Here is a 21,206-nt window from a genome sequence, read left to right as displayed (position 1 = left end):
ACCTTATATGAGAGCAGAATTACTTACTACAATAACATTATTTTCTTGTCAATTTACATTTTCTCAAACAGAAAAAATACTCCATGGTAAAGTTATCTCTCAAGATATTACTCTTAAAAATGTAGAAGTCATTAATAAAACTTCCAAAACTAGTACTAGGACAAATACTTTGGGAGAATTTGAAATTGCAGTAAATGTAAAAGACAGTTTGATTTTTTTCTCCCAAGGCTATTATTTCAAAAGGATACAACTTACTCAAGAAGACATAGTGGCAAATAATCTTATAGTAAATATGCTTTCTAAACCGAAAGAATTAGACGAAGTACTCATTCTATCTAATAAAGTAAAACGTATATCTTTATCAAAAGAAGAGATCGAACAAATAAAACTAAATAAATCCAGACCTAAACAAGGTATGAAAATCGAAGGCTATAAAGATGGAATCGCTCCTATTACTCACCAAGCAGATTTGATACGTATTGGCAAATTGCTCTATAGCATAATCAAGAAGAAAGAAAAAAAACCCGAAACAGCTGAACTTAACTTTATTCAACTTGTAACAAACACTTTAGATCCAAAATTTTTCACAAAAGATTTAAAGCTAAAACCTGAAGAAAAAGAGCCGTTTCTGAAATTTTGTGACGCAGATCCTAAATCTAAAAAACTTATTGAAAACAATAACATACTGAAATCAATGGATTTTTTGTTCGGTAAAATTGAAGAATTCAAAAAACTTAAAGTTGACAAAGCAAATTAACAAGACTGTACACAATTCATAAGTTTTAGTTAAGACAATTATAATAATTTAACCTTCAATCAATTAACTTTATATGAGAGCAGAATTACTTACTACAATTACATTGTTCACTTATCAAATTGGCTTTTCGCAAACTGAAAAATTATTAAACGGAAAGGTTATTTCACAAAATCAGACTGTCAAAGATGTAGAAGTAATTAACAAAACTGCAAAAACGAGTACCAAAACAAATGCCTCAGGAGAATTTTCTATTCCAGTTCGTGCCAAAGACAGTTTACTCTTTTTTAAGGAAGATTATTTTTTCACGAGACTAAAAGTTTCTCAAGAAAATATACAACAAGATAATCTTACAGTTAATTTAGTATTAAAACCAGAGGAGCTCCGAGAAGTCGTAATTACAACCATCAAATTTCCACATATAGGTGCTACTGAAGAATCAACTAATGGAATAGTATTAAAAAAAAACACTAGTTCTTTAGATAAATATACAGGCGTCTATAACGGAACAATTACAAATGGAATGGATTTTATGGCTATAGGAGATAAATTAATACGCTTATTTACAGGCAATAAAGACAAAAAATCTAAAACAAAATCTTCTAAATTTGATTTTAAAAAACTAGTAAACACCACTTGTGCTCCTGATTTTTTTACAAAAGATTTAAAGTTAAAACCAGAAGACAAAGAATTGTTTCTTGAGTTCTGTGATGCCGATCCAAGATCAAAAACACTAAATGAAAACAATAACATTCTTGCCACGATGGACTATTTATACTCTAAAAACGAAGAATTTAAAAAATTAAAAGCAAACGAAAAATAAAAACAATTTCAGTATTCAGGGTTTAAATTGTCCTGAATACTGAAACTTTAAACTTATTTATTAAGCCACCAAATGCTTGCAGTCAATATTGTTGCAAAACTTACCCAAAGTAAATATGGTACCAGAAGATATCCAGCAACTTTATTGATTTTAATAAATTTTAAAAGCGTTTCATAAATCATTAACCATAGAACAACAATTTCTATAAGCGCCAATAACGGATTCATCAGTCCGAAGAACAAATAAGACCATAAAGCATTTAAGGCTAATTGTATCGCAAAGAAAACCAAGGCATTCTTAACCGCTTCTTTTTCATGTTCTATTCGATCCCAAACTAATCCAGCAGCTACACCCATCAAAAGATAAAGCAAGCTCCAAGCTGGTGCAAAAACCCAATTAGGCGGATTAAAACTTGGCTTAATCAGAGTTGGATACCAAGTTTCAATACTCGATCTTGTAACTATTCCAGAAAAATATCCAATAGCAAGACAGGTAACAACAACCGCTAAAATTCGAGTGATTTTATTCATTTTATACTGTTTTTTAGAGTTAATAAAGATAAACATTTTTATAGGCTATCAAAAAGTCAAAAGGTATAATTCAAAAAAAGTATCTTTGCGTAAATTTTTTATTTTTATGTTTACAGCAAACGATTTTATTCCAAAAAAATATACAGCAGATATCACAAAAGGTAACTTTGAGTGGAGCGCACCAAGTAACATTGCTTTAGTAAAATACTGGGGAAAAAAAGACAATCAAATTCCCGCTAATCCATCGGTTAGTTTTACATTAAACAACTGTAAAACAATTACCAAACTAGCTTTCGACAAAAAAGAAACTTCAAATGATTTTACTTTCGATTTACTTTTTGAAGGAAAACCAAAAGAAGATTTTAAACCTAAAATTCAGAAATTCCTAGAACGTATTTTTCTTTATTTACCTTTCTTAAAAGACTATCATTTTACAATAGATACCCAAAATACATTTCCTCATAGTTCAGGAATAGCTTCTTCGGCATCTGGAATGGCCGCTTTGGCAATGAATTTCATGAGCCTTGAAAAAGTGTTGAATCCAGATATGACAGACGAATACTTTTATCAAAAAGCATCTTTCCTTGCTCGATTAGGATCAGGAAGTGCTTGCCGAAGTGTAAAAGGAAACGTTGTTGTTTGGGGAAATCAAGCAAATATAAAAGGAAGCTCTGATTTATTTGGAGTAGAATTTCCACATGCAATTCATCAAAACTTTCATAATTACCAAGACACTATTTTATTAGTTGACAAAGGCGAAAAACAAGTTTCGAGTACGGTAGGACATGACTTAATGCACGATCATCCTTATGCAGAAAGACGTTTTGCACAAGCTCACGAAAATTTAGACAAACTAATTGGTATTTTTGAAAATGGAAATCTAGACGAATTCATCAAAGTAGTCGAAAGCGAAGCGCTAACATTACACGCTATGATGATGACCTCTATGCCGTATTATATACTAATGAAACCAAACACATTACAGATAATTAATGCGATTTGGAAATTCAGAACTGAAACTCAAATTCCGGTTTGTTTTACGCTAGATGCAGGAGCAAATGTTCATGTTTTATATCCCGAAAACGTTACAGAAAAAGTACTACAATTTATTAAGGACGAATTAGTTGTATTTTGCCAGAATGGTCAGTACCTTTGCGACAAAATTGGAGAAGGTGCAATTGCATTATAATTTTACGTATCTTTAATTAAATTCTAGCTTTTAGACAATAAAATCAATATATGAAAGGACCATTATTTTACTCAAAAATATTACTTTTTGGAGAGTACGGAATAATCCGTGATTCAAAAGGACTTTCTATCCCTTATAATTTTTACAATGGTGCCTTGAAGAAAACCGAAAATCCTTCGGCAGAAGCCATTTCATCAAATCAAAGTTTAAGCAAGTTTACATCTTACCTTGAAACATTACAAGCAGAGCAACCAGACTTGGTAACTTTTGACTTGGCAACTTTAAAGGATGATGTAGAATCTGGGATGTATTTTGACTCAAGTATTCCACAAGGATATGGAGTTGGTAGTAGTGGCGCATTAGTTGCTGCTATTTATGATAAATACGCTCAAAACAAAATCACGGTTCTAGAAAATTTAACTCGTGAGAAACTATTACAGCTAAAAACTATTTTCTCACAAATGGAAAGTTTTTTCCACGGAAAAAGTTCAGGTTTAGATCCTTTAAATAGCTACTTAAGCATTCCGATTTTAATAAATTCTAAAGATAATATTGAAGCAACTGGAATTCCTAATCAAAGTTTTGACGGGAAAGGCGCTGTGTTCTTATTAGATTCAGGAATTGTTGGAGAAACTGCTCCAATGGTAAACATCTTTATGGAAAATCTTAAAGACAAAGGTTTCCGTACGATGCTAAAAAACCAATTTGTAAAATATACAGATGCTTGTGTGGAAAACTTTTTACACGGCGACATGAAGTCATTATTCAGTAATACCAAAAAATTATCAAAAGTAGTTTTGAATAATTTCAAACCTATGATTCCAGAACAATTTCATGGCATCTGGCAAAATGGTATTGATACAAATGATTACTACTTAAAATTATGTGGTTCTGGCGGTGGTGGTTATATTCTAGGTTTTACCGAAGATTTAGAACGCGCTAAGCAATCATTAAAAGACTACAAACTAGAAGTAGTTTACCAATTTTAAAAGAAAAACAAATTCTATAATTCATTAGAATCAAAAATAGTTACAATTATAAGAGCCGAAATTTATCGGCTCTTGTTATTTAAAACCTAAAGAAACTATTTATTTAAAAACAGAGATCAACATTATTAATGATGCTTCATTCCCAAGACCTATAAACAGAAAAGTTTAGGCATTAAAAAACAACCCCAAAACATATCGATCGCAGAAAGTAATTTTATTATTTTCGCAATTGAAGAAGTAAATCTTTTAAAAGAAAATGAATATCATAGATAGCAATTTCACAAAAGAAGATCTTCTCAGATACAAGAAAACCAAAATATAGTTTTCAAAGACTATTAAAAGATGTACTTTAGGCACTTTAAAACCAATACAGAATCCTAACAATCTATAATAAAAGAAATGTTGAGCCGTCAGAATAAAATTTTAGCGATGAAAGTTATAAGTTTGTTCTCCGTAGTGAGAGGTTACAATATACCTATTATTATTTTGGCCCAATATTTATCGGCAATATTTATCCTCGCTCCCGAAAAAAGGGCACTTGATATTTTATTGGATTTCCATTTGTTTTTAATTGTTTTCGCATCGGCAATTACCATCGCATCTGGTTATATCATAAATAATTTCTACGATAGCCAGAAAGACCTAATTAATCGTCCAAACAAATCAATGTTGGATCGATTGGTAAGTCAAAAAACAAAACTAAGCGTTTATTTCACGCTCAATTTCATAGCTGCACTAATGGCGCTAATTGTGTCATGGAAAGCTTTTTTATTTTTTTCAGTATATATTTTTCTCATTTGGTTTTACTCCCATAAAATTAAAAAATTCCCATTAATAGGAAATCTTATGGCGGCATTGTTGGCCGTTTTACCATTCTTTGCTATCTTATTATATTTCTACAATCAGATATCGTTTGATGATTTAGAAAACCAAAAAGGCCATTTTGCCGTAATCTTTGCTCACGCTACATTTTTATTCTTATTACTATTAATACGTGAAATGATAAAAGATTTAGAAAATTTAAAAGGTGACTTGGCAAACAACTACAAAACTATTCCGATTCTCTATGGCGAAAGAACCTCAAAAAAGATCATTACTCTTTTAACTTTTCTAACCATCGCTCCTGTATACATCCTTATCGAAGTATATGACATTGGCTATATGGATATTTATTTCTATTCTTGCTTTATAGTTTTAATATTTTTCTTACTCTATCTTTGGAAATCAAGCTCTAAGACACAATTTTTATTATTACACAATGTCTTGAAATTTCTTATCGTTTCGGGGGTATTTTGTATTGTACTAATTAATCCAAGTGTTTTGTGGCACGGAAAAACATTACTTTTAAAAATCTAATTACATCAAAATTTTCAGCTTTTTTTGATAATTTTCATATTTAAAGCTACTAATAGTATTAAAAGCTAGTAATCTAACAACAATCAAGTTACTGCTATTAACCAATAATAAACTATCTTTGCACAAATTACAGGATTTATGAATAACAAGGAAGGCAATAATAAAGGAAAAGGACCAAGAGCAAATAGTTCAAGACCCAACTCAAATAAGCCAAAACCTGCCATGCAAAAGCGTGCACAAGGGCCTAAAAAAGCGAAGCCGAATACTAAAATAGCGGAAGAAGCTGCTGAAAAAGCTACTAAAAAACCGAATCAAGCACCTAAAAGACAAAAAGCTGCTGATGAGATTCGTTTAAATAAATATATTGCTAATTCTGGCGCGTGTTCACGTCGTGATGCAGATATTTACATCCAATCTGGAAATGTAAAAGTAAATGGCGTTCCTGTTGTAGAAATGGGATACTTGGTTAAACCAGGAGATGTCGTTAATTTTGACGGAGCAGTTTTAACTCCAGAAAAGAAAGAATACATATTATTAAACAAGCCTAAAAACTTTACAACTGCTTTTGACGAAGGTCAAGAATTCCGTAATGTTTTAGAATTAGTTCGTGGTTCTACAAATGCTAAAATTGCTGCAGTAGGAAGAATGGACAAAAACACTACAGGTTTGTTGTTGTTTACAAATGATACTGACATGCTTCGTAAGTTTACTTTACCAAGCCAAAAATCATCTAAAATATACCAAGTTTCATTAGATAAAAACTTGAAATTTGAAGATTTAGAAAAAATAAACAAAGGACTTGTTCTTGATGGACACCGTGTTTTTGTTGAAGACATAAGCTATATCGACAATGAACCAAAAAGTGAAATTGGACTTAAATTACGTTCATCAAACGTAAAAGTAGTTCGTTCTATTTTTGAGCACTTTGATTACGATGTATTACGCATCGACCGTGTAGCATTTGCAGGTTTAACCAAGAAGAATCTACCTAGAGGAAACTGGCGTATGCTTACAGAACAAGAAATTATTAATTTGAAGAACGTATAAGCTTTCAAATTATATAAAAACAAAAAAATCCTATTTTACTCATTTGTAAAATGGGATTTTTTTTATACCAGAACTAAAATTACATCTTAAGATTCGCTATTTGAAAAAATGTGATTGAAAATGGAATTTGAAAATCTAGATCTACTTTTTTCCTCAACAACTTCATATGATGAAAACCCTAAGATAATTTTAATTCCGAGCGGAATACTATTTAAAATACCTCTTTTTTGCTCTTCTAGCATAAATTGAAGATCTTCATGTGAATATTTTTTATAATTGAAATAAGAAAAAACCAAAAGCGCAGAAAAACTTAATACTTCGCGAGCAGTTTCACTCTTTATACCTACTTCATTAGAAACCATTTCGGAAATTCGAGACTTTTTATTGTCAAAAATTCGTTTCAACAATTTATTCCCTTCGTTTCTATAACAATCGTTAACAGATAACAATCTTCCCGATTCAAAATCTATTTCTTCATAAAATCCTGTAACTCCTGCAATTTGAACTAACTCATTGCACAAATTAACCTCGTGCATTTTGTTATAAGCTCCTATTAAGATAGTTCCGATAGATGCATCAATTGCTTTAATTAATAAAGCATCATTTTCAAAATAAAATTTATTCAGCTTAGAAACAACATTTGAAGAAATAAAACGTCTAAGTTCAATTTGTAGATTTGGATTCATGAATACTGGATTTCTTTAATTAAATAATTTTTATCAATTATAAATAATCGATAAAGTGTGGTATTTTATCGTTTATGTGATAAATGTATATAAAATAATAACATATCCAAAAAAAACGTTAAAAAAAAATTTAACATATGCCACAAAAAAAACACAATATGCATGGGAAACCCAATAATACCTTAACTCCTTAAAAATCAATAAAATTAAATAAAATTAAACAAATTTCAATAAGACAGAAAAATAGTACATTGATTTTAATTTAATATAGCTGTTTTATTACGTATATTTAACCCGATAACGTATTGATGAATATTACTTTATTAACCAAAAGGATTAAGAATAAGTAATGAATAAAGATCCAATCTCTTATTTACCTCTTACTTCTTAATATACAATAAATCAATATTACTGACTAACGCTATATATAAGTATACTTTAACAAAAAATATAAAACAATAATTTGCAAAAGTAAGCAACTACTACTTATGTAAATTACGGAAAAACGTAAATTAAGAATAGTTCGTATTACTAATTTTACAAACCTTCACCTTTTTTTTAACTGTAACAATTCAAAAGGAAACGTTAAAAAAAAGGACAATAAAAACAATAAAATCACAACAGTTTGTTATAATAAAACAAAGAGACATAAAAAAACTATTTTAACTAATTTAAAACAGTTTAATACAAAATATATTATATTTTTATCCTTTTAAAACCAATTATATTCTAAATATCACTATGGCAATTAACTTACAGAAAGGACAAAAAATAAATATTGGCTTATCAAACATAACAATCGGTTTAGGTTGGGATCCAAACGAAGGAACAGGAAATGATTTTGACTTGGATGCATCTGCAATAATGATAAACTCAGACAGAAAACTTTTAGGCGAAGATTACTTCGTTTTTTATAATAATTTAAAATCTCCTGATGAATCATTAGAACATACTGGTGATGATCCTGATGGAAAAAGTAGTGATGGAGATGATGACGAAGCTATAAAAGTTGATTTAACTAAAATTGACCCTAGAGCAAACGAAATCCTTTTTGTCGTAACAATAGAAGACTTTGAAAGAAGAAAACAAAACTTTGGACAAGTTAGAAATTCTTACATTAGAATAGTTGATAATGCAAGTGGAGAAGAAATTGCTAAATATGAACTTGATGAAGATTTTTCAATTGAAACAGGTGTAGAATTTGGAAGACTTTATAAAAAGAACGACCAATGGAAATTTGAAGCTTCAGGAATTGGATATAGAGCCGATTTAGGTTTCTTTTTAGAGAAATACTATTCAGGTGAAATCATTAAATAAAGAGTTTCTCAAAATCTAATCAATTCATCATTAATCCGAACAAATTAGTTTTTAAGAAGTATTATGCATTATACTTAAAGATAATTTGTCACTAGCAAACCTGTAAACTTGGAAATAAATTATTCAAACCATAGTCATCTTTCATTCGATTTATGGTTGACCCTCATAAAATCAAATCCTGAATTTAAAAGCAAAAGAAATCAATTATTTAGAGATTTTTTTGATGTAGATTGCACAATCGAAAAAGTCAATGAAGTAGTTCGCTACTATGATGTTTTATGCAATAATATAAACGAAAGAACAGGATCTAATATTGATACTTATGAAATTTATTATTTAATCTTAAACGCTTTAAATTTAGACATAAACAATATCTCAACAGATAAATTAGGATTGTTTTATAAAGAGACTGAATTATTATTCTTGAAATATAAACCAGAGCTCCTGTATAAAAATATCCCAGCCCTTTTTGATGAAATTACTAAACAAGGAAAAACAATCAACCTACTTAGTAACACAGCTTTCATTAAAGGAAAAACATTGAGAAAAATACTATCTCATTATGAATTAGAAGACTATTTCAAATTTCAGATATACTCCGATGAAGTCGGAATTTCGAAGCCAAATAGTCAAATTTTTCAACTAGTATTTGACCAAGCAAATGAGATAAAAAAAATAACAAAAAAAGAAATACTGCATATTGGAGATAATATTGTAGCCGATTATAATGGAGCTATTAATTTTGGATTTGATGCACACCTACTAAAAATATAACAGTGAATAAAAACTTTAGTTTACATAAAATTCTTGAAAAAGATAATTGCCCTTTTCAAGAAGAAGAATACAGCCGATTTAAATTTGGCGATAAAAGCTATGCAGAAAAATTTGCAAAAGAGTTGTTCGATGGTTTTACAGAACAATATGGCGAATTGATTTTATCAAACAAGGAAATAGTAATACTTCCAAGTCCTTTTTTATCGATACCTACGGCTTCAAATTTTTTATGTTATTATTTCAAAAAACAACTGAACAGCTTTCTGTTTAAAAACAACAAAAAAGCATGTATCGAATCTAAAATTTACAGAAATCAAACTTATGTAACTGATTATGGAAATTTAGATTTTGAAGAAAGAGTAAAATTGATCTCTAATGATACCTATTATATCGATAAAAATTTTATTGAAGGAAAACTTTGTATTTTCGTTGATGATATTAAGATAACAGGAAGCCATGAACATACTGTAAATAAAATACTAAATCAGTATAATGTAAACGGCGATTTTGTATTTGTCTATTTTGCTGAATTAATAAACAAAGAAATTCATCCAAACATAGAAAATCATTATAATTATTATTCTGTTAAGAATGTTGAAGACATAGTTAACATTATAAATAGCGATCATTTTCAGTACAATACCAGAATAGTAAAATATATATTAAGTCTTAACAAAGATGATTTTAGTTATTTAGCTAACAATATTTCGTTGCAAAAAAGTAATGATTTATTTCATCTAGCGATAAGTAATAATTACCACCAAATTTTAGAATACCAAAATAACATTAACGTAATAAAAATAGATTAAATTATGGCTATCAACTTACAAAAAGGGCAAAGAGAAAACATAAATGCCCCAAAATTTACAATTGGTTTAGGATGGGATACAAATAGTAGCTCGACAGGATCAGGATATGATCTTGATGCTTCTGTATTTGTATTAGGAGATAATAGAAAAATAATCTCTGACTCTCATTTCATATTTTATAATAATTTGAAATCACCAGACGAATCTGTGATTCATACAGGTGACAACTTAACTGGTGATGGAGATGGAGATGATGAGCAAATCAAAATTGATTTAACAAAAATTGATGCTGCTGTAAAAGAAATATGTATTGTAGTTACGATTCATGATGCGCAAAACAGAAAACAAAATTTTGGACAAGTTCGTAATTCATTTATTAGAATTGTAGATGATAGCAACGATACTGAAATGGTTAAATATGAATTAGAAGAAGATTTCTCTATAGAAACTGCTGTTGAGTTTGGTAGAATATACAATAAAGACGGACAATGGAAATTTGAAGCTATTGGCGCAGGAATGAAAGGCGGATTAGAGGATTACTTAAATAAATACAACTAAGAAATGGCTATAAATTTAGAAAAAGGACAACGTATCAATCTTGAAAAAAGCAATGGTACTAAATTACAAAACATTTGCGTTGGTGTAAATTGGGGAGCTATTGAGAAAAAAGGGCTTTTTGGAACAAAAAAAGAACCAGTTGATTTAGATGCAAGTTGTGCTATTTATGACGAAAAGAAAAACCATATCGACTCTGTTAACTTTAGAAAACTACAATCTAATGATCAAGCTATCAAACACAGCGGCGATGATTTAACTGGAGATTTAAACGGTGATGACGGATTAGACAATGAAGTTATTACTTTAGATTTCTCTAGAATATCTCCATCTGCAAATCACGTAGCTTTCTTTATAAATAGTTTTAGAGGACAAGATTTTAAAGATATTCCTTTTGCATCTATCAGAATATACGAAGGTACTCCAACAAGAGTTAACCAAGAATATGCTCGTTATGATATTGCAAACGATGCTTCTTTTGCTGGAAATGTATCAATGGTACTTGGTGTTTTTTACAAAAGAAATGATGAATGGAAATTTAGCGCAATCGGAACTCCTACAAGAGATAAAAAACTTGAAGAAACGATTCTTACTATCCAACAAAATCATTTATAAAAGACAACATGATAGACAATCAATTAGTTACTCAAGAAAACCTTGCCTTGATTGACAAAGATGGAAATGTAAACTTAGCTACAATTACTGAAACAGAAATTAATAGCTACAAATCAATCTCAAATCAATTAAATGAGAATGATGCCAATTCGATTTTAAATTACGGCGCTGAGATTCAAAATTCTATTGCAAAACAAAGTGATACTTTTTTAACCAACGTAAGAACGTATAATTCGGGTGAGGTAGGAACTTTGATTAATGATTTGTTAACTGAATTAAACTATGTAGATGTTGATCAGTTAGACCAAGGACCAGTTAAACGATTTCTTTCTAAGATTCCAGTCCTTAATAAATTAGTTGTTGATGTAAAAAAATTATTCCAACAATACGATAAAATTACTGTAAACATTGATAAAATCAGTAATAAAGTAAAAGCTGGAATGATTAATTCTGTTAAAGATAATAGCTCACTTCAAACCATGTTTGATGGTAATGTGGGACTTATCAAAGAAATGGAGAAACACGTTATAGCAGGACAAATTCGTTTTAAAGAACTAAACGAAGAACTTGCTGTGATGGAAGCTAACACGGCGCAATATCAAGATTATCAAATTTCTGATAAAAGGAATTTCATAAACCGTCTAGACAAACGTTTAGCCGACATGAAAATTGTTCGCTTTATTATGTTGCAGTCTCTAGCTCAAATACGTGTAGTTCAAAACAACAATACGTCTATTGCAGAAAAAGCGCAATCCATCTTAACAACGACAATGCCGGTCTGGAAAAACCAGCTTACGCTAGCTGTTGCTTTACAAAGACAAAAACAAAATATTGAAATTCAGCGAAAGGTATCTGAAACAACAAATACTATTTTGCAGAAAAATGCCGAAATGTTGAAACAAAACAGCATTGAAGTAGCTAAAGAAAACGAAAACACAATTGTTTCTTTAGAAACGCTTAAAATGACAACTAAATCTTTAATAGATACTTTGACAGAAGTAAAACAAATTCACGATCAAGGAACAGAAACCAGAAGACAACTGGATGCTGGTTTACAAAGTCTTGAAAGCGAATTAAAAAAAGGCGTCATAAGCTAATTGAATAATAAGATAAGACCAACAAATGCAAGAGGAAGAGGAACGGTTCGTTCAAATAATAAAAGATAGTAACAGAAAACTTGTGATTTTAGAATTGTTATCCAATTTCTTTAATCACAAGGATCTTGTTGGTACCTTAATAAAAACAAAAATAATCCATACTCTTTTTCAAAATAACCGTTCATTAGACATAAATAAATTAGAACTATTTCACATACAGTTTACTAATAGCCTTATTGATTTGTTTCAAAAAATCAAGAAATCAAAAGAACAAAACTATCTTTTAATTTCTGATGAAATATATATTAATGATGACATTATTTCTAAACTAAAATCAGAAATAGGAGAAACAAAGTTTACGAATCAAATGCGAATTCATTCGCAAAATATGTCTAAAAAGATTGAGGAATTGTACAACCTATTTGTAACCGATAAATCTGCTTTGTTTAATTGGAATGATATAACGATTTTTTCTGAAAGTGTTCAATCTGAATATTACAGAGAAATAAGTATTGATCAATATGAACAGCTCACCCGTTACAACAAGAGCTTGTATGAAAACTCATTTGCGAAATTTGAAAAAAAATTACTAGGCAGATTAAACATTCTAAAGTTCAAAATTAAGTTTTTGTGTGGATTAGTTTGTAATAACGAAACTATTGAAGTCTACGAATTTAGAGATTCTAATGACAAATTTATTTATGTTGCCAATGATAAATCTTTCTATTTTTTAAATAGTGAGAATTCCAAAGGAATAGATTTATCAAAAAACAATTCTGCAAAAGAAGAAATTGTAATTCAATTAACAGCTAAAAATGCAGATTTGAATTTAGAGCTAAGTACAATAAAATCAATACTTCCAGAAACGGTTCAAGAAGTATTAAAAGATTACCTAGACAAAATCTCTTCTGTTGATTTTCTAGATGATTTGCAGAACGTGGATGAACAGACCAATATTTTAAAAACAATGTTAAACATTAATATTAATTAAAAGAATAAAATGGCAATTAATTTAGAAAAAGGGCAAAGACAAAGTATCGATGCACCAAAATTTACTGTTGGATTAGGATGGGATAGTAACTCTAGTAGTACTGGAGAAGGTTTTGACTTAGATGCATCAGTCTTTTTAGTTGGTGCTAATGGAAAACTTCCATCTGATAATCACTTTGTATATTATAACAATCTAAAATCACCAGATCAAGCTGTAGTACATACTGGAGACAATTTAACTGGAGACGGCGATGGTGATGATGAAAAAATACAAATTGATTTATCAAAAATTGCTCCTGAAGTTTCTGAAATTTCATTTGTAGTTACCATTCATCATGCAGATACTAAAAGACAAAATTTTGGTCAAATCAGAAATTCATTTATCAGAATTCTAGATCAATCGAATGTAGAATTGGTTAAATACGAATTAGACGAAGATTTCTCTATCGAAACTGCTGTTGAGTTTGGAAGAATTTACAAAAGAAACGACGAATGGAAATTTGAAGCTGTTGGCGTAGGAATGAAAGGTGGTTTACAAGATTACTTAAATAAATACAATTAACTAGAAATACTAAGAAACATGGCAATTAACTTAACCAAAGGACAAAAAATTGATCTAAGAAAAACAAGTGGTGAAACATTAACAAATTTCTGCGTTGGTGTAAACTGGGGAGCAATTGAAACAAAAGGTTTCCTCGGATTATCAAAAAATGTAAAAGATGTAGACTTAGATTTAAGTTGCATCCTTATTGATGACCAAAACAAACTTTGTGATCATTTATATTCTCCTTTATACAGAATTGAAGCATTACAACAATTTGGTTTACCAAAAGGAAAATTATTAACTGTTGATGGCGCACTAAAACACACTGGTGATGATCTTGCTGGAGATACTGGCGGTGATGATGGATTGGATAACGAAATTATAACTGTCGATTTATCAAAAGTAGATTCAAAAGTTAACCAAATATTTTTCTTCTTGAACAATGCTGGAAATGAAGATTTTTCTCAAATTCCTTATGCAAAAATCAGAATGTACGAAGGTACTCCAACAAGAGTAGTTTCAGAATTTGCTTCATATAATGTTTCTGCTGATAGACAATATGTAAACAAGCGTTCAATAATTATGGGTAAACTTTACAAACGAAATAATGAATGGAAATTTAGTGCAATTGGTGACCCAACAGAAGATACGTTCTTAGGGCAAACAGTTCACAAGATTATACAATCATACCTATAATAAAACCTAGTGTTTTAGAGTTCAAAAATGCATAGTTTCCGTACAAACGCATTCCATAATTTAAAATTGTAAAAAAGGAGTCATATCTCATTAAATGAGATACGATTAATAATACAGTTCAATTATGTCGTAATAACTTAATTAATTGGTTGGTGGAAAATTTTCCTCATGAGCCCCATATCTATTATTGGGGCTCTTTATAATCACTTAATAAACAAAAAGCGAATACTAGTACACACAATACCCGATACTATTTCATCACTTAAAAGAAAAAAATGAGAAGACTTCCCGTATACTTATTGCTAGATACTTCTGGTTCAATGTCAGGAGAGCCAATTGAAGCTGTAAAGAATGGCGTTCAGATAATGATTAGTTCCTTACGTCAAAATCCTCAAGCTATTGAAACCGCTTTTTTAAGCATAATCACTTTTGATAGTACAGCCCAACAAATTGTGCCACTAACAGATTTAGCCTCTTTTCAGATGGTTGATATTAAAGCAACAGGAGTTACAGCTTTAGGAGAAGCTTTACGATTAGTCGCTCATAAAATAGAAACTGAAGTTCAAAAAACAACTACCGAACAAAAGGGAGATTGGAAGCCTTTGGTTTTTATCATGACAGATGGAATCCCTACAGATAACTGGGAAAATGGCTTAAATGAATTTAAAAAATCAAAAGTAGCTTTTACAGTAGCATGTGCAGCAGGAAACGGTGCAGATACTAATGTTTTAAAGAAAATTACTGATAATGTAGTAAGTTTAGACACAGCAGACAGTGCAACCATTGGTAAATTCTTTCAGTGGGTAACCGCATCTATTGGCGTAAGCTCAACAAAACTGGAAGATTCAGGAAAGGAAATTTCAAATTTTAAAGAATTACCTCCTCCTCCATCAGAACTTAATATTGTAGTTTAAATTCCTACTCTCGAAATACATCTAAAAAAAAATTTAGAGTCTTCTAGAGCCAAACAGAATCATATAATACAAACAAGTGTTTCTACATAAAGTTAACCTAGAACAAATTTAGTAATACAATTATTAAATCATTTTTTGCAAAAAATACGATGAGAAGACTACCAGTATATTTTTTATTAGACACTTCCGGTTCTATGTATGGAGAACCAATTCAAGCTTTAAATAATGCTTTGAGTGGCATGATTAATACGTTGCGTTCAGACGCACAAGCTTTAGACTCACTTTGGATAAGTATTATAACTTTTGACAGAGAAGTAAAAGAAATTGTTCCCTTAACCGAGTTAGTAAACTTTCAACTTCCAGAGATAACCTGTCCTCAAAGTGGTCCAACAAATACTGGAGCAGGACTTGAGTATATAATCGAAAAAGTAAAAACAGATGTTATAAAAGGCTCACCAACTCAAAAAGGAGATTGGAAACCGTTACTTTTTGTATTCACCGACGGAAAACCATCTGACATACAACTTTATAGACAAAAAACACCCGAAATTAAAAACCTGAATTTTGGAGCTATTGTTGGTTGTGCCGCTGGCCATATGGCCAACGACGATATTTTAAAAGAACTAACAGATAATGTCGTTCATTTAGACTCTGCAGATAGCTCAACTCTAAAACAATTTTTCAAATGGGTTTCTGAAACTATCGAACAAGGAAATAAAAGCCAGGGAACTGGAGAAAGTGTAGCCTTGCCACCACCGCCGAGTGAAATAACTATCGTAATTTAATTTTTAAAAAAAAAATGATAGATATAATATTTAAACTTTCAACTTCGATTATTGATATAGCAAAATATGCAGACGAAGCCTATCATGAAGGAGAACCTGATATAGATTCTATAGTTTTAAACTCAAACGAAAGATTAGAGCTAATGAATATAGACAGTCTTGTTGTATGTTATCAATCAATAATAGTAAATGATATTACAATTAAAAAGATAGAGCAACTTTTAATAGATAATTATCAAAAAGAGCATTTATACATAAGAGATATTATAACACGCAAGAACTGTATTTACATAAAAGCAATGCATGCCATACCTTACACAGATATAAATAAATGTTATGGGGCTACTTTTTCCATTAATTATATGGAGTCTAATAATTGTATCTCTGTTTATGGGATTAAAACAAAAAACACAGAAAAACAAGTTTTTAATCAAATTGCAAATGAACTAATAACTACCCTATCATAATGACACTTATCAAACTTTTCATCCAGATTCTAATAATTGGTTTATTTTTATATTCAAAGTTGCTCCCATATAAAGATAAATTAAGTCCACAATACAAAAAGATTTTTGCCTTTTTCAATAGTATATTTTCACCAATATTCAATTTTTTGAAAACCGTCGTAAAGCCTTTCCAAGTTGGTATCGGATTAGCAGTTGATATGACACAAGTTGTACTTTTAATTATTTTTTTAATGCTACTAAATTTCCTTTAAAATGAGAAGATTACCTATATATTTTTTAATCGATATATCCGAATCAATGGTAGGAGAACCTATTCAACAAGTTGAAGAAGGACTAGCTACAATCATTCAAGCTTTAAAAACAGATCCACATGCTCTAGAAACCGTATTTGTTTCTATCATCGTTTTTGCTGGGCAACCTAAAACATTGGTTCCTTTGCAAGAAATCGTTAGTTTTTACCCACCTAAATTCCCAATTGGTAGTGGAACCTCATTAAGTAAAGGATTAGGGCATTTAATGCACGAATTAAGAACAAACATTGTCAAGACTACATATGAAATGAAAGGCGATTGGAAACCAATTGTATTTTTATTTACAGATGGTGCTCCTACAGATGATAGTAAAGCCGCAATTAATGAATGGAAACTTAATTGGCAAAAAATGGCTAATCTAATTGCAATTTCTTTTGGAAATGAAACAGACACAAACCTGTTAGGTGAATTAACAGAAAACGTTTTACACTTTAAAAACACAAATGTTCAATCCTATAAAGAATTCTTTAAATGGGTTACCGATTCTATAAAAACAAGTAGCATAAGTGTCGAAAGCAACTCGACAGGTTTCGAATTGGCGAAATTAGATGGAGAAACGCTTTCGAAAATAGATTTAACCAAATCAGAACCAAATCGTCAGTTTATAGATGATAATTTTGTGGTATTAAATGGAAAATGTCAAAATACAAAAAGACCGTATTTGATGAAATACCGCAAAACAATTGCTCCATCAATTTATGCAGGTATCGAATTATCTTCAAAAAACTACAAGCTGGTTGGAGCATATCAAGTCGACAATTCTTATTTTGAACTAGCAGATACTTCTAATTTTAGCAATAAAGTAAATACCGACGAACTTATAGGAGGTCCAACTTGCCCTTGTTGTGGCAATCAAATAGCGTTTGCCGTTTGTATTTGTAACAAAATACATTGTATTGGTGACGAAGACGTAAGTACTTGTCCGTGGTGTAACAATCAAGGAACTTATGGCGCTAGTGGCGAAGGTGGTTTTGATGTAAACAGAACGCAAGGATAATTTTTTCATGGAAGAAACAAAAAAATATCTCCAAGCTTTTTTATCACAAAATAAAATTGAAGTTCCGACGAGCAAAAATTCTCTCTTTGATGATTTTATTGCAAATGAAACAAATATTGAATCCGTAAAAATAATTAAAGAAAATCAACAGATGATTATGGCAAACTGGATGCTAAAAACTAGAATTGATGACATAATGCAACAATCGGTATTATTACCAAATGGTACGGTGAATAAAAATTATGAATCAAAAATTGACTTTATTAAATTAGGCTGGGACGATATTATTTATTCTGAAATTAAAAACTTAGACGATACGGGACTTTCTTTTAACGATACAGAAGAGTTACTTCATGGAAATCCAAAAATAAGTGGCGATTTAAAAATAAAACTATTATTTAGAGTTGAAGGAGAAGAAGAAAATTCAACATTAAATGAAAAGACAATTACAGTTATTATAAATCCAGATCCAAAATCTTTGTGGAAAAACATTGAAAGCGACAAATCTGATCCTTATTGGAAAGAAGACAACACTACTTTTTCGGGAAAATTTTTAGACAAAAACATAGTCATAGCTTCCAAAAGAGGAAGAAGTCATGCAAATATTGGCTCCTTTAGAGATGATGATTATGCTTTTAAAAACATTAATGAAACAGGTTGGTGTGTACTAGCAGTTTCAGATGGTGCTGGTTCAGCAAAATTATCAAGACAAGGATCTAAACTGGCTTGCGATTTAGTAGTTGAATATTTTGAACAAAATTTAACCCCAGAATATTTAAAAGAGTTTGATGAAACACTTTTAAATCATTATAACAAATCAGAGGAAGGTACATCAAAAAAAATAAGCCACTTTGTTTATAATACCTTATCAAAGGGAGCACATTATACACACAAAAAACTAGAGGAGTTTGCGATACAAAATGAAAAAGAGCTTAAAGATTTTCATTCGACTTTAATATTTACATTAGTCAAAAAATATGAATTTGGATATGCTATTCTAACCTTTGGAGTTGGCGATTGCCCTATTGGATTATTAAATAAAGATTTAACCGAAATAAAACTAATGAACTGGCTAGATGTTGGAGAATTTGGCGGAGGAACACGATTTGTAACCATGCCAGAGATATTTCAGAGTGACAAGTTTTCGTCCCGTTTTGGCTTTAAATTAGTCGATGATTTCTCTTATTTGATGTTAATGACCGATGGAATTTACGACCCTAAATTTGTTGTTGAAGCCAATTTGGAAAAAATAACAAAGTGGAACGAATTTTTAGAAGATTTGCACGGAAATAATGAAGATGGCCATAAAGTCGATTTTAATTCCGAGAACACACAAATTACAAACCAACTTTCGACATGGATGGATTTCTGGAGCCCAGGAAACCACGATGACAGAACCCTAGCTATAATTTACTAAATCATGAGTATAGTTACAGTAAAATCAATTAATGATTCCACAAAATCATATCAATTCGTTGATAATGGCGAACCAATGCGTGGTGGTGTAAAGGATGTATATTTTAGTCCTGATAAAAAATATGTAGTCGCTATTTTTAGAGACAAATTAGACTTTAACCAAAAAGAAAGACTCCAAAAAATAACTAATTATTATCTGCCACAAATTCAAAACAAAGAAGCAGGTGATTATTATTTAAACGAAGTATTTAGATGGCCAACAGATGTTATCGAATATAATAATCTAACAGGAATAATTGTTCCCGTTTACAACTCAAAATTTTTCTTTAAAAAAGGATATGCAACAAGCGATTTAATTCAAGGAAAAGAAAAAAACGGAAAATGGTTTGCGGGTCCTAAATTCAGAAACCCACAATTTCCGCTTAGAGTTGCAAATTCAGAATTGGGAGATTGGTTAAGTTACTTTCAGGTATCGGTTAATTTAACTCGAGGAGTAAAAAAAATGCACGCCATGGGATTGGCACATTCTGATTTATCATACAATAATGTACTAATAGATCCTGTCGAAAAATCAGCCTGCATGATTGATTTAGATGGATTAGTAGTTCCCGGATTATTTCAGGCAGAAGTAATAGGCACAGCTGAATTTATTGCTCCCGAAGTACTAGCAACTAAACATTTAAATAAAACAGACCCAAATAGGAAGTTACCAAACAGATTAACAGATTTGCATGCTTTGCCGGTACTTATCTATATGTTTCTATTACATCGTCATCCATTAAAAGGAGGTAAAGTTCATGATCTAGACACCGAGAAAGATGATTTATTGTCTATGGGCGAAAAAGCAATGTTTATAGAGCATCCTACAGACAATGCAAACAGACCAAAACTTAATCAGGTATCAAAATGGGATTTGCCTTGGGCAGATATCACCAAACTCCCTTACACGATTACGGGGCCGTATCTAAAAACATTATTCGATAAAGTGTTTATAGATGGATTGCACAATCCGATGCAAAGACCAACGGCAGAAGAATGGGAAATAGCTTTGCTTAAAACATCCGATTTAATGCAGAAATGTCACAACACATCTTGCGAACAAAAATGGTATGTTTTTGACAATACAAACACACCAAAATGCCCATTTTGCGGTACTTCCCACAAGGGCACACTCCCTGTTTTAGACCTCTATTATCAAGCCCAAGAATCGGTATGGAAACCCGAAAATCATAGATTAATGGTTTATAACGATCAATACTTGTTTCAATGGCACGTTAATCGTAATATTGCCAGAAATGAAAAGCTAACCGCAGCACAGAAAATACCTGTTGGTTATTTTACATTTCATGAAGGTAAATGGGTGTTAGTCAATCAGAAACTAACCGATTTAAAAGATTTAACAGAAGACAAAGAAATTCCAATTGGTACAATGGTAGAGCTTACCGACGGAAAAAAACTACTCCTATCCAGAGAAGAAGGAGGAAGAGTAATCGTAATTACAATGGCAAACAAATAAATAAAAACAATTAAAAACAAAAATTAACT

At 30.6% G+C, this 21,206-nt stretch carries 23 protein-coding genes; 21 read left to right on the top strand and 2 right to left on the bottom strand.

Annotated elements, in window-relative coordinates:
- Positions 1-7 precede the first annotated feature (7 nt).
- Both QWY99_RS00715 and QWY99_RS00710 read left to right on the top strand, forming a co-directional pair.
- Positions 8-757, top strand: coding sequence for a BamP family beta-assembly machinery protein (locus QWY99_RS00715; RefSeq protein WP_290259632.1), 750 nt, complete (start codon positions 8-10; stop codon positions 755-757).
- A 73-nt stretch (positions 758-830) separates the two neighbouring features.
- The gene (locus QWY99_RS00710) at positions 831-1,577 is read left to right on the top strand and encodes a BamP family beta-assembly machinery protein (protein WP_290259634.1); all 747 of its coding nucleotides are present in this window, start codon (positions 831-833) and stop codon (positions 1,575-1,577) included.
- 53 nt (positions 1,578-1,630) lie between these two features.
- Here the strand turns inward: QWY99_RS00710 and QWY99_RS00705 are convergent, their stop codons facing one another.
- On the bottom strand, positions 1,631-2,107 hold the full coding sequence (locus tag QWY99_RS00705; protein WP_290259636.1) for a TspO/MBR family protein: 477 nt from the start codon (positions 2,105-2,107) through the stop codon (positions 1,631-1,633).
- A gap of 106 nt (positions 2,108-2,213) precedes the next feature.
- Between QWY99_RS00705 and QWY99_RS00700 the strand changes: the two genes are divergently transcribed.
- From QWY99_RS00700 to QWY99_RS00685, 4 genes are all read left to right on the top strand, one after another.
- Complete coding sequence (locus tag QWY99_RS00700) at positions 2,214-3,296, top strand: diphosphomevalonate decarboxylase (protein WP_290259639.1); 1,083 nt, start codon at positions 2,214-2,216, stop codon at positions 3,294-3,296.
- 50 nt (positions 3,297-3,346) lie between these two features.
- The gene (locus QWY99_RS00695) at positions 3,347-4,285 is read left to right on the top strand and encodes a mevalonate kinase family protein (protein ID WP_290259641.1); all 939 of its coding nucleotides are present in this window, start codon (positions 3,347-3,349) and stop codon (positions 4,283-4,285) included.
- Between the two features lie 399 nt (positions 4,286-4,684).
- Positions 4,685-5,641, top strand: coding sequence for a geranylgeranylglycerol-phosphate geranylgeranyltransferase (locus QWY99_RS00690; protein WP_290259643.1), 957 nt, complete (start codon positions 4,685-4,687; stop codon positions 5,639-5,641).
- Positions 5,642-5,779: 138 nt separating this feature from the next.
- Positions 5,780-6,688: a pseudouridine synthase gene (locus QWY99_RS00685; RefSeq protein WP_290259644.1), complete on the top strand. Its 909-nt coding sequence runs from the start codon at positions 5,780-5,782 to the stop codon at positions 6,686-6,688.
- Between the two features lie 86 nt (positions 6,689-6,774).
- Here the strand turns inward: QWY99_RS00685 and QWY99_RS00680 are convergent, their stop codons facing one another.
- Positions 6,775-7,374, bottom strand: coding sequence for a DUF937 domain-containing protein (locus tag QWY99_RS00680; protein ID WP_290259646.1), 600 nt, complete (start codon positions 7,372-7,374; stop codon positions 6,775-6,777).
- Between the two features lie 741 nt (positions 7,375-8,115).
- Here QWY99_RS00680 and QWY99_RS00675 point away from each other — a divergent pair.
- The 15 genes from QWY99_RS00675 (at position 8,116) to QWY99_RS00605 (ending at position 21,177) form a co-directional block, all read left to right on the top strand.
- A complete protein-coding gene (locus tag QWY99_RS00675; protein WP_290259831.1) occupies positions 8,116-8,691 on the top strand; it encodes a TerD family protein in 576 nt (191 codons plus the stop codon).
- A 108-nt stretch (positions 8,692-8,799) separates the two neighbouring features.
- Positions 8,800-9,465 carry an HAD family hydrolase gene (locus tag QWY99_RS00670; RefSeq protein WP_290259829.1) on the top strand — a complete coding sequence of 222 codons (666 nt, stop codon included), beginning with the start codon at positions 8,800-8,802 and terminating at the stop codon, positions 9,463-9,465.
- Between the two features lie 2 nt (positions 9,466-9,467).
- Positions 9,468-10,274 (top strand): phosphoribosyltransferase family protein, encoded by an 807-nt coding sequence (locus QWY99_RS00665; RefSeq protein WP_290259827.1) that lies wholly within the window; start codon positions 9,468-9,470, stop codon positions 10,272-10,274.
- Positions 10,275-10,277: 3 nt separating this feature from the next.
- The gene (locus tag QWY99_RS00660) at positions 10,278-10,832 is read left to right on the top strand and encodes a TerD family protein (protein WP_290259825.1); all 555 of its coding nucleotides are present in this window, start codon (positions 10,278-10,280) and stop codon (positions 10,830-10,832) included.
- Positions 10,833-10,835: 3 nt separating this feature from the next.
- Complete coding sequence (locus QWY99_RS00655) at positions 10,836-11,444, top strand: TerD family protein (RefSeq protein WP_290259823.1); 609 nt, start codon at positions 10,836-10,838, stop codon at positions 11,442-11,444.
- An 8-nt stretch (positions 11,445-11,452) separates the two neighbouring features.
- Positions 11,453-12,541 (top strand): toxic anion resistance protein, encoded by a 1,089-nt coding sequence (locus tag QWY99_RS00650; RefSeq protein WP_290259819.1) that lies wholly within the window; start codon positions 11,453-11,455, stop codon positions 12,539-12,541.
- 25 nt (positions 12,542-12,566) lie between these two features.
- Positions 12,567-13,532 (top strand): hypothetical protein, encoded by a 966-nt coding sequence (locus tag QWY99_RS00645; protein ID WP_290259817.1) that lies wholly within the window; start codon positions 12,567-12,569, stop codon positions 13,530-13,532.
- A gap of 9 nt (positions 13,533-13,541) precedes the next feature.
- On the top strand, positions 13,542-14,093 hold the full coding sequence (locus QWY99_RS00640; protein WP_290259814.1) for a TerD family protein: 552 nt from the start codon (positions 13,542-13,544) through the stop codon (positions 14,091-14,093).
- Positions 14,094-14,111: 18 nt separating this feature from the next.
- Positions 14,112-14,771, top strand: coding sequence for a TerD family protein (locus tag QWY99_RS00635; RefSeq protein WP_290259812.1), 660 nt, complete (start codon positions 14,112-14,114; stop codon positions 14,769-14,771).
- 275 nt (positions 14,772-15,046) lie between these two features.
- Positions 15,047-15,685, top strand: a complete 639-nt coding sequence (locus tag QWY99_RS00630; RefSeq protein ID WP_290259809.1) for a vWA domain-containing protein — start codon at positions 15,047-15,049, stop codon at positions 15,683-15,685.
- Positions 15,686-15,834: 149 nt separating this feature from the next.
- On the top strand, positions 15,835-16,470 hold the full coding sequence (locus QWY99_RS00625) for a vWA domain-containing protein (protein WP_290259807.1): 636 nt from the start codon (positions 15,835-15,837) through the stop codon (positions 16,468-16,470).
- Positions 16,471-16,484: 14 nt separating this feature from the next.
- The gene (locus QWY99_RS00620; RefSeq protein ID WP_290259805.1) at positions 16,485-16,937 is read left to right on the top strand and encodes a hypothetical protein; all 453 of its coding nucleotides are present in this window, start codon (positions 16,485-16,487) and stop codon (positions 16,935-16,937) included.
- Between the two features lie 252 nt (positions 16,938-17,189).
- On the top strand, positions 17,190-18,245 hold the full coding sequence (locus QWY99_RS00615; RefSeq protein ID WP_290259803.1) for a TerY-C metal binding domain-containing protein: 1,056 nt from the start codon (positions 17,190-17,192) through the stop codon (positions 18,243-18,245).
- A 7-nt stretch (positions 18,246-18,252) separates the two neighbouring features.
- On the top strand, positions 18,253-19,662 hold the full coding sequence (locus QWY99_RS00610) for a PP2C family serine/threonine-protein phosphatase (RefSeq protein WP_290259801.1): 1,410 nt from the start codon (positions 18,253-18,255) through the stop codon (positions 19,660-19,662).
- A 3-nt stretch (positions 19,663-19,665) separates the two neighbouring features.
- Positions 19,666-21,177, top strand: a complete 1,512-nt coding sequence (locus tag QWY99_RS00605) for a helix-hairpin-helix domain-containing protein (protein ID WP_290259799.1) — start codon at positions 19,666-19,668, stop codon at positions 21,175-21,177.
- The last annotated feature ends 29 nt before the right edge of the window (positions 21,178-21,206 follow it).

The sequence above is a fragment of the Flavobacterium branchiarum genome (assembly GCF_030409845.1).
Classification (GTDB): domain Bacteria; phylum Bacteroidota; class Bacteroidia; order Flavobacteriales; family Flavobacteriaceae; genus Flavobacterium; species Flavobacterium branchiarum.
Note: the sequence above shows the minus strand (reverse complement) of the source record. Positions and strands in the feature narration are given on the sequence as shown.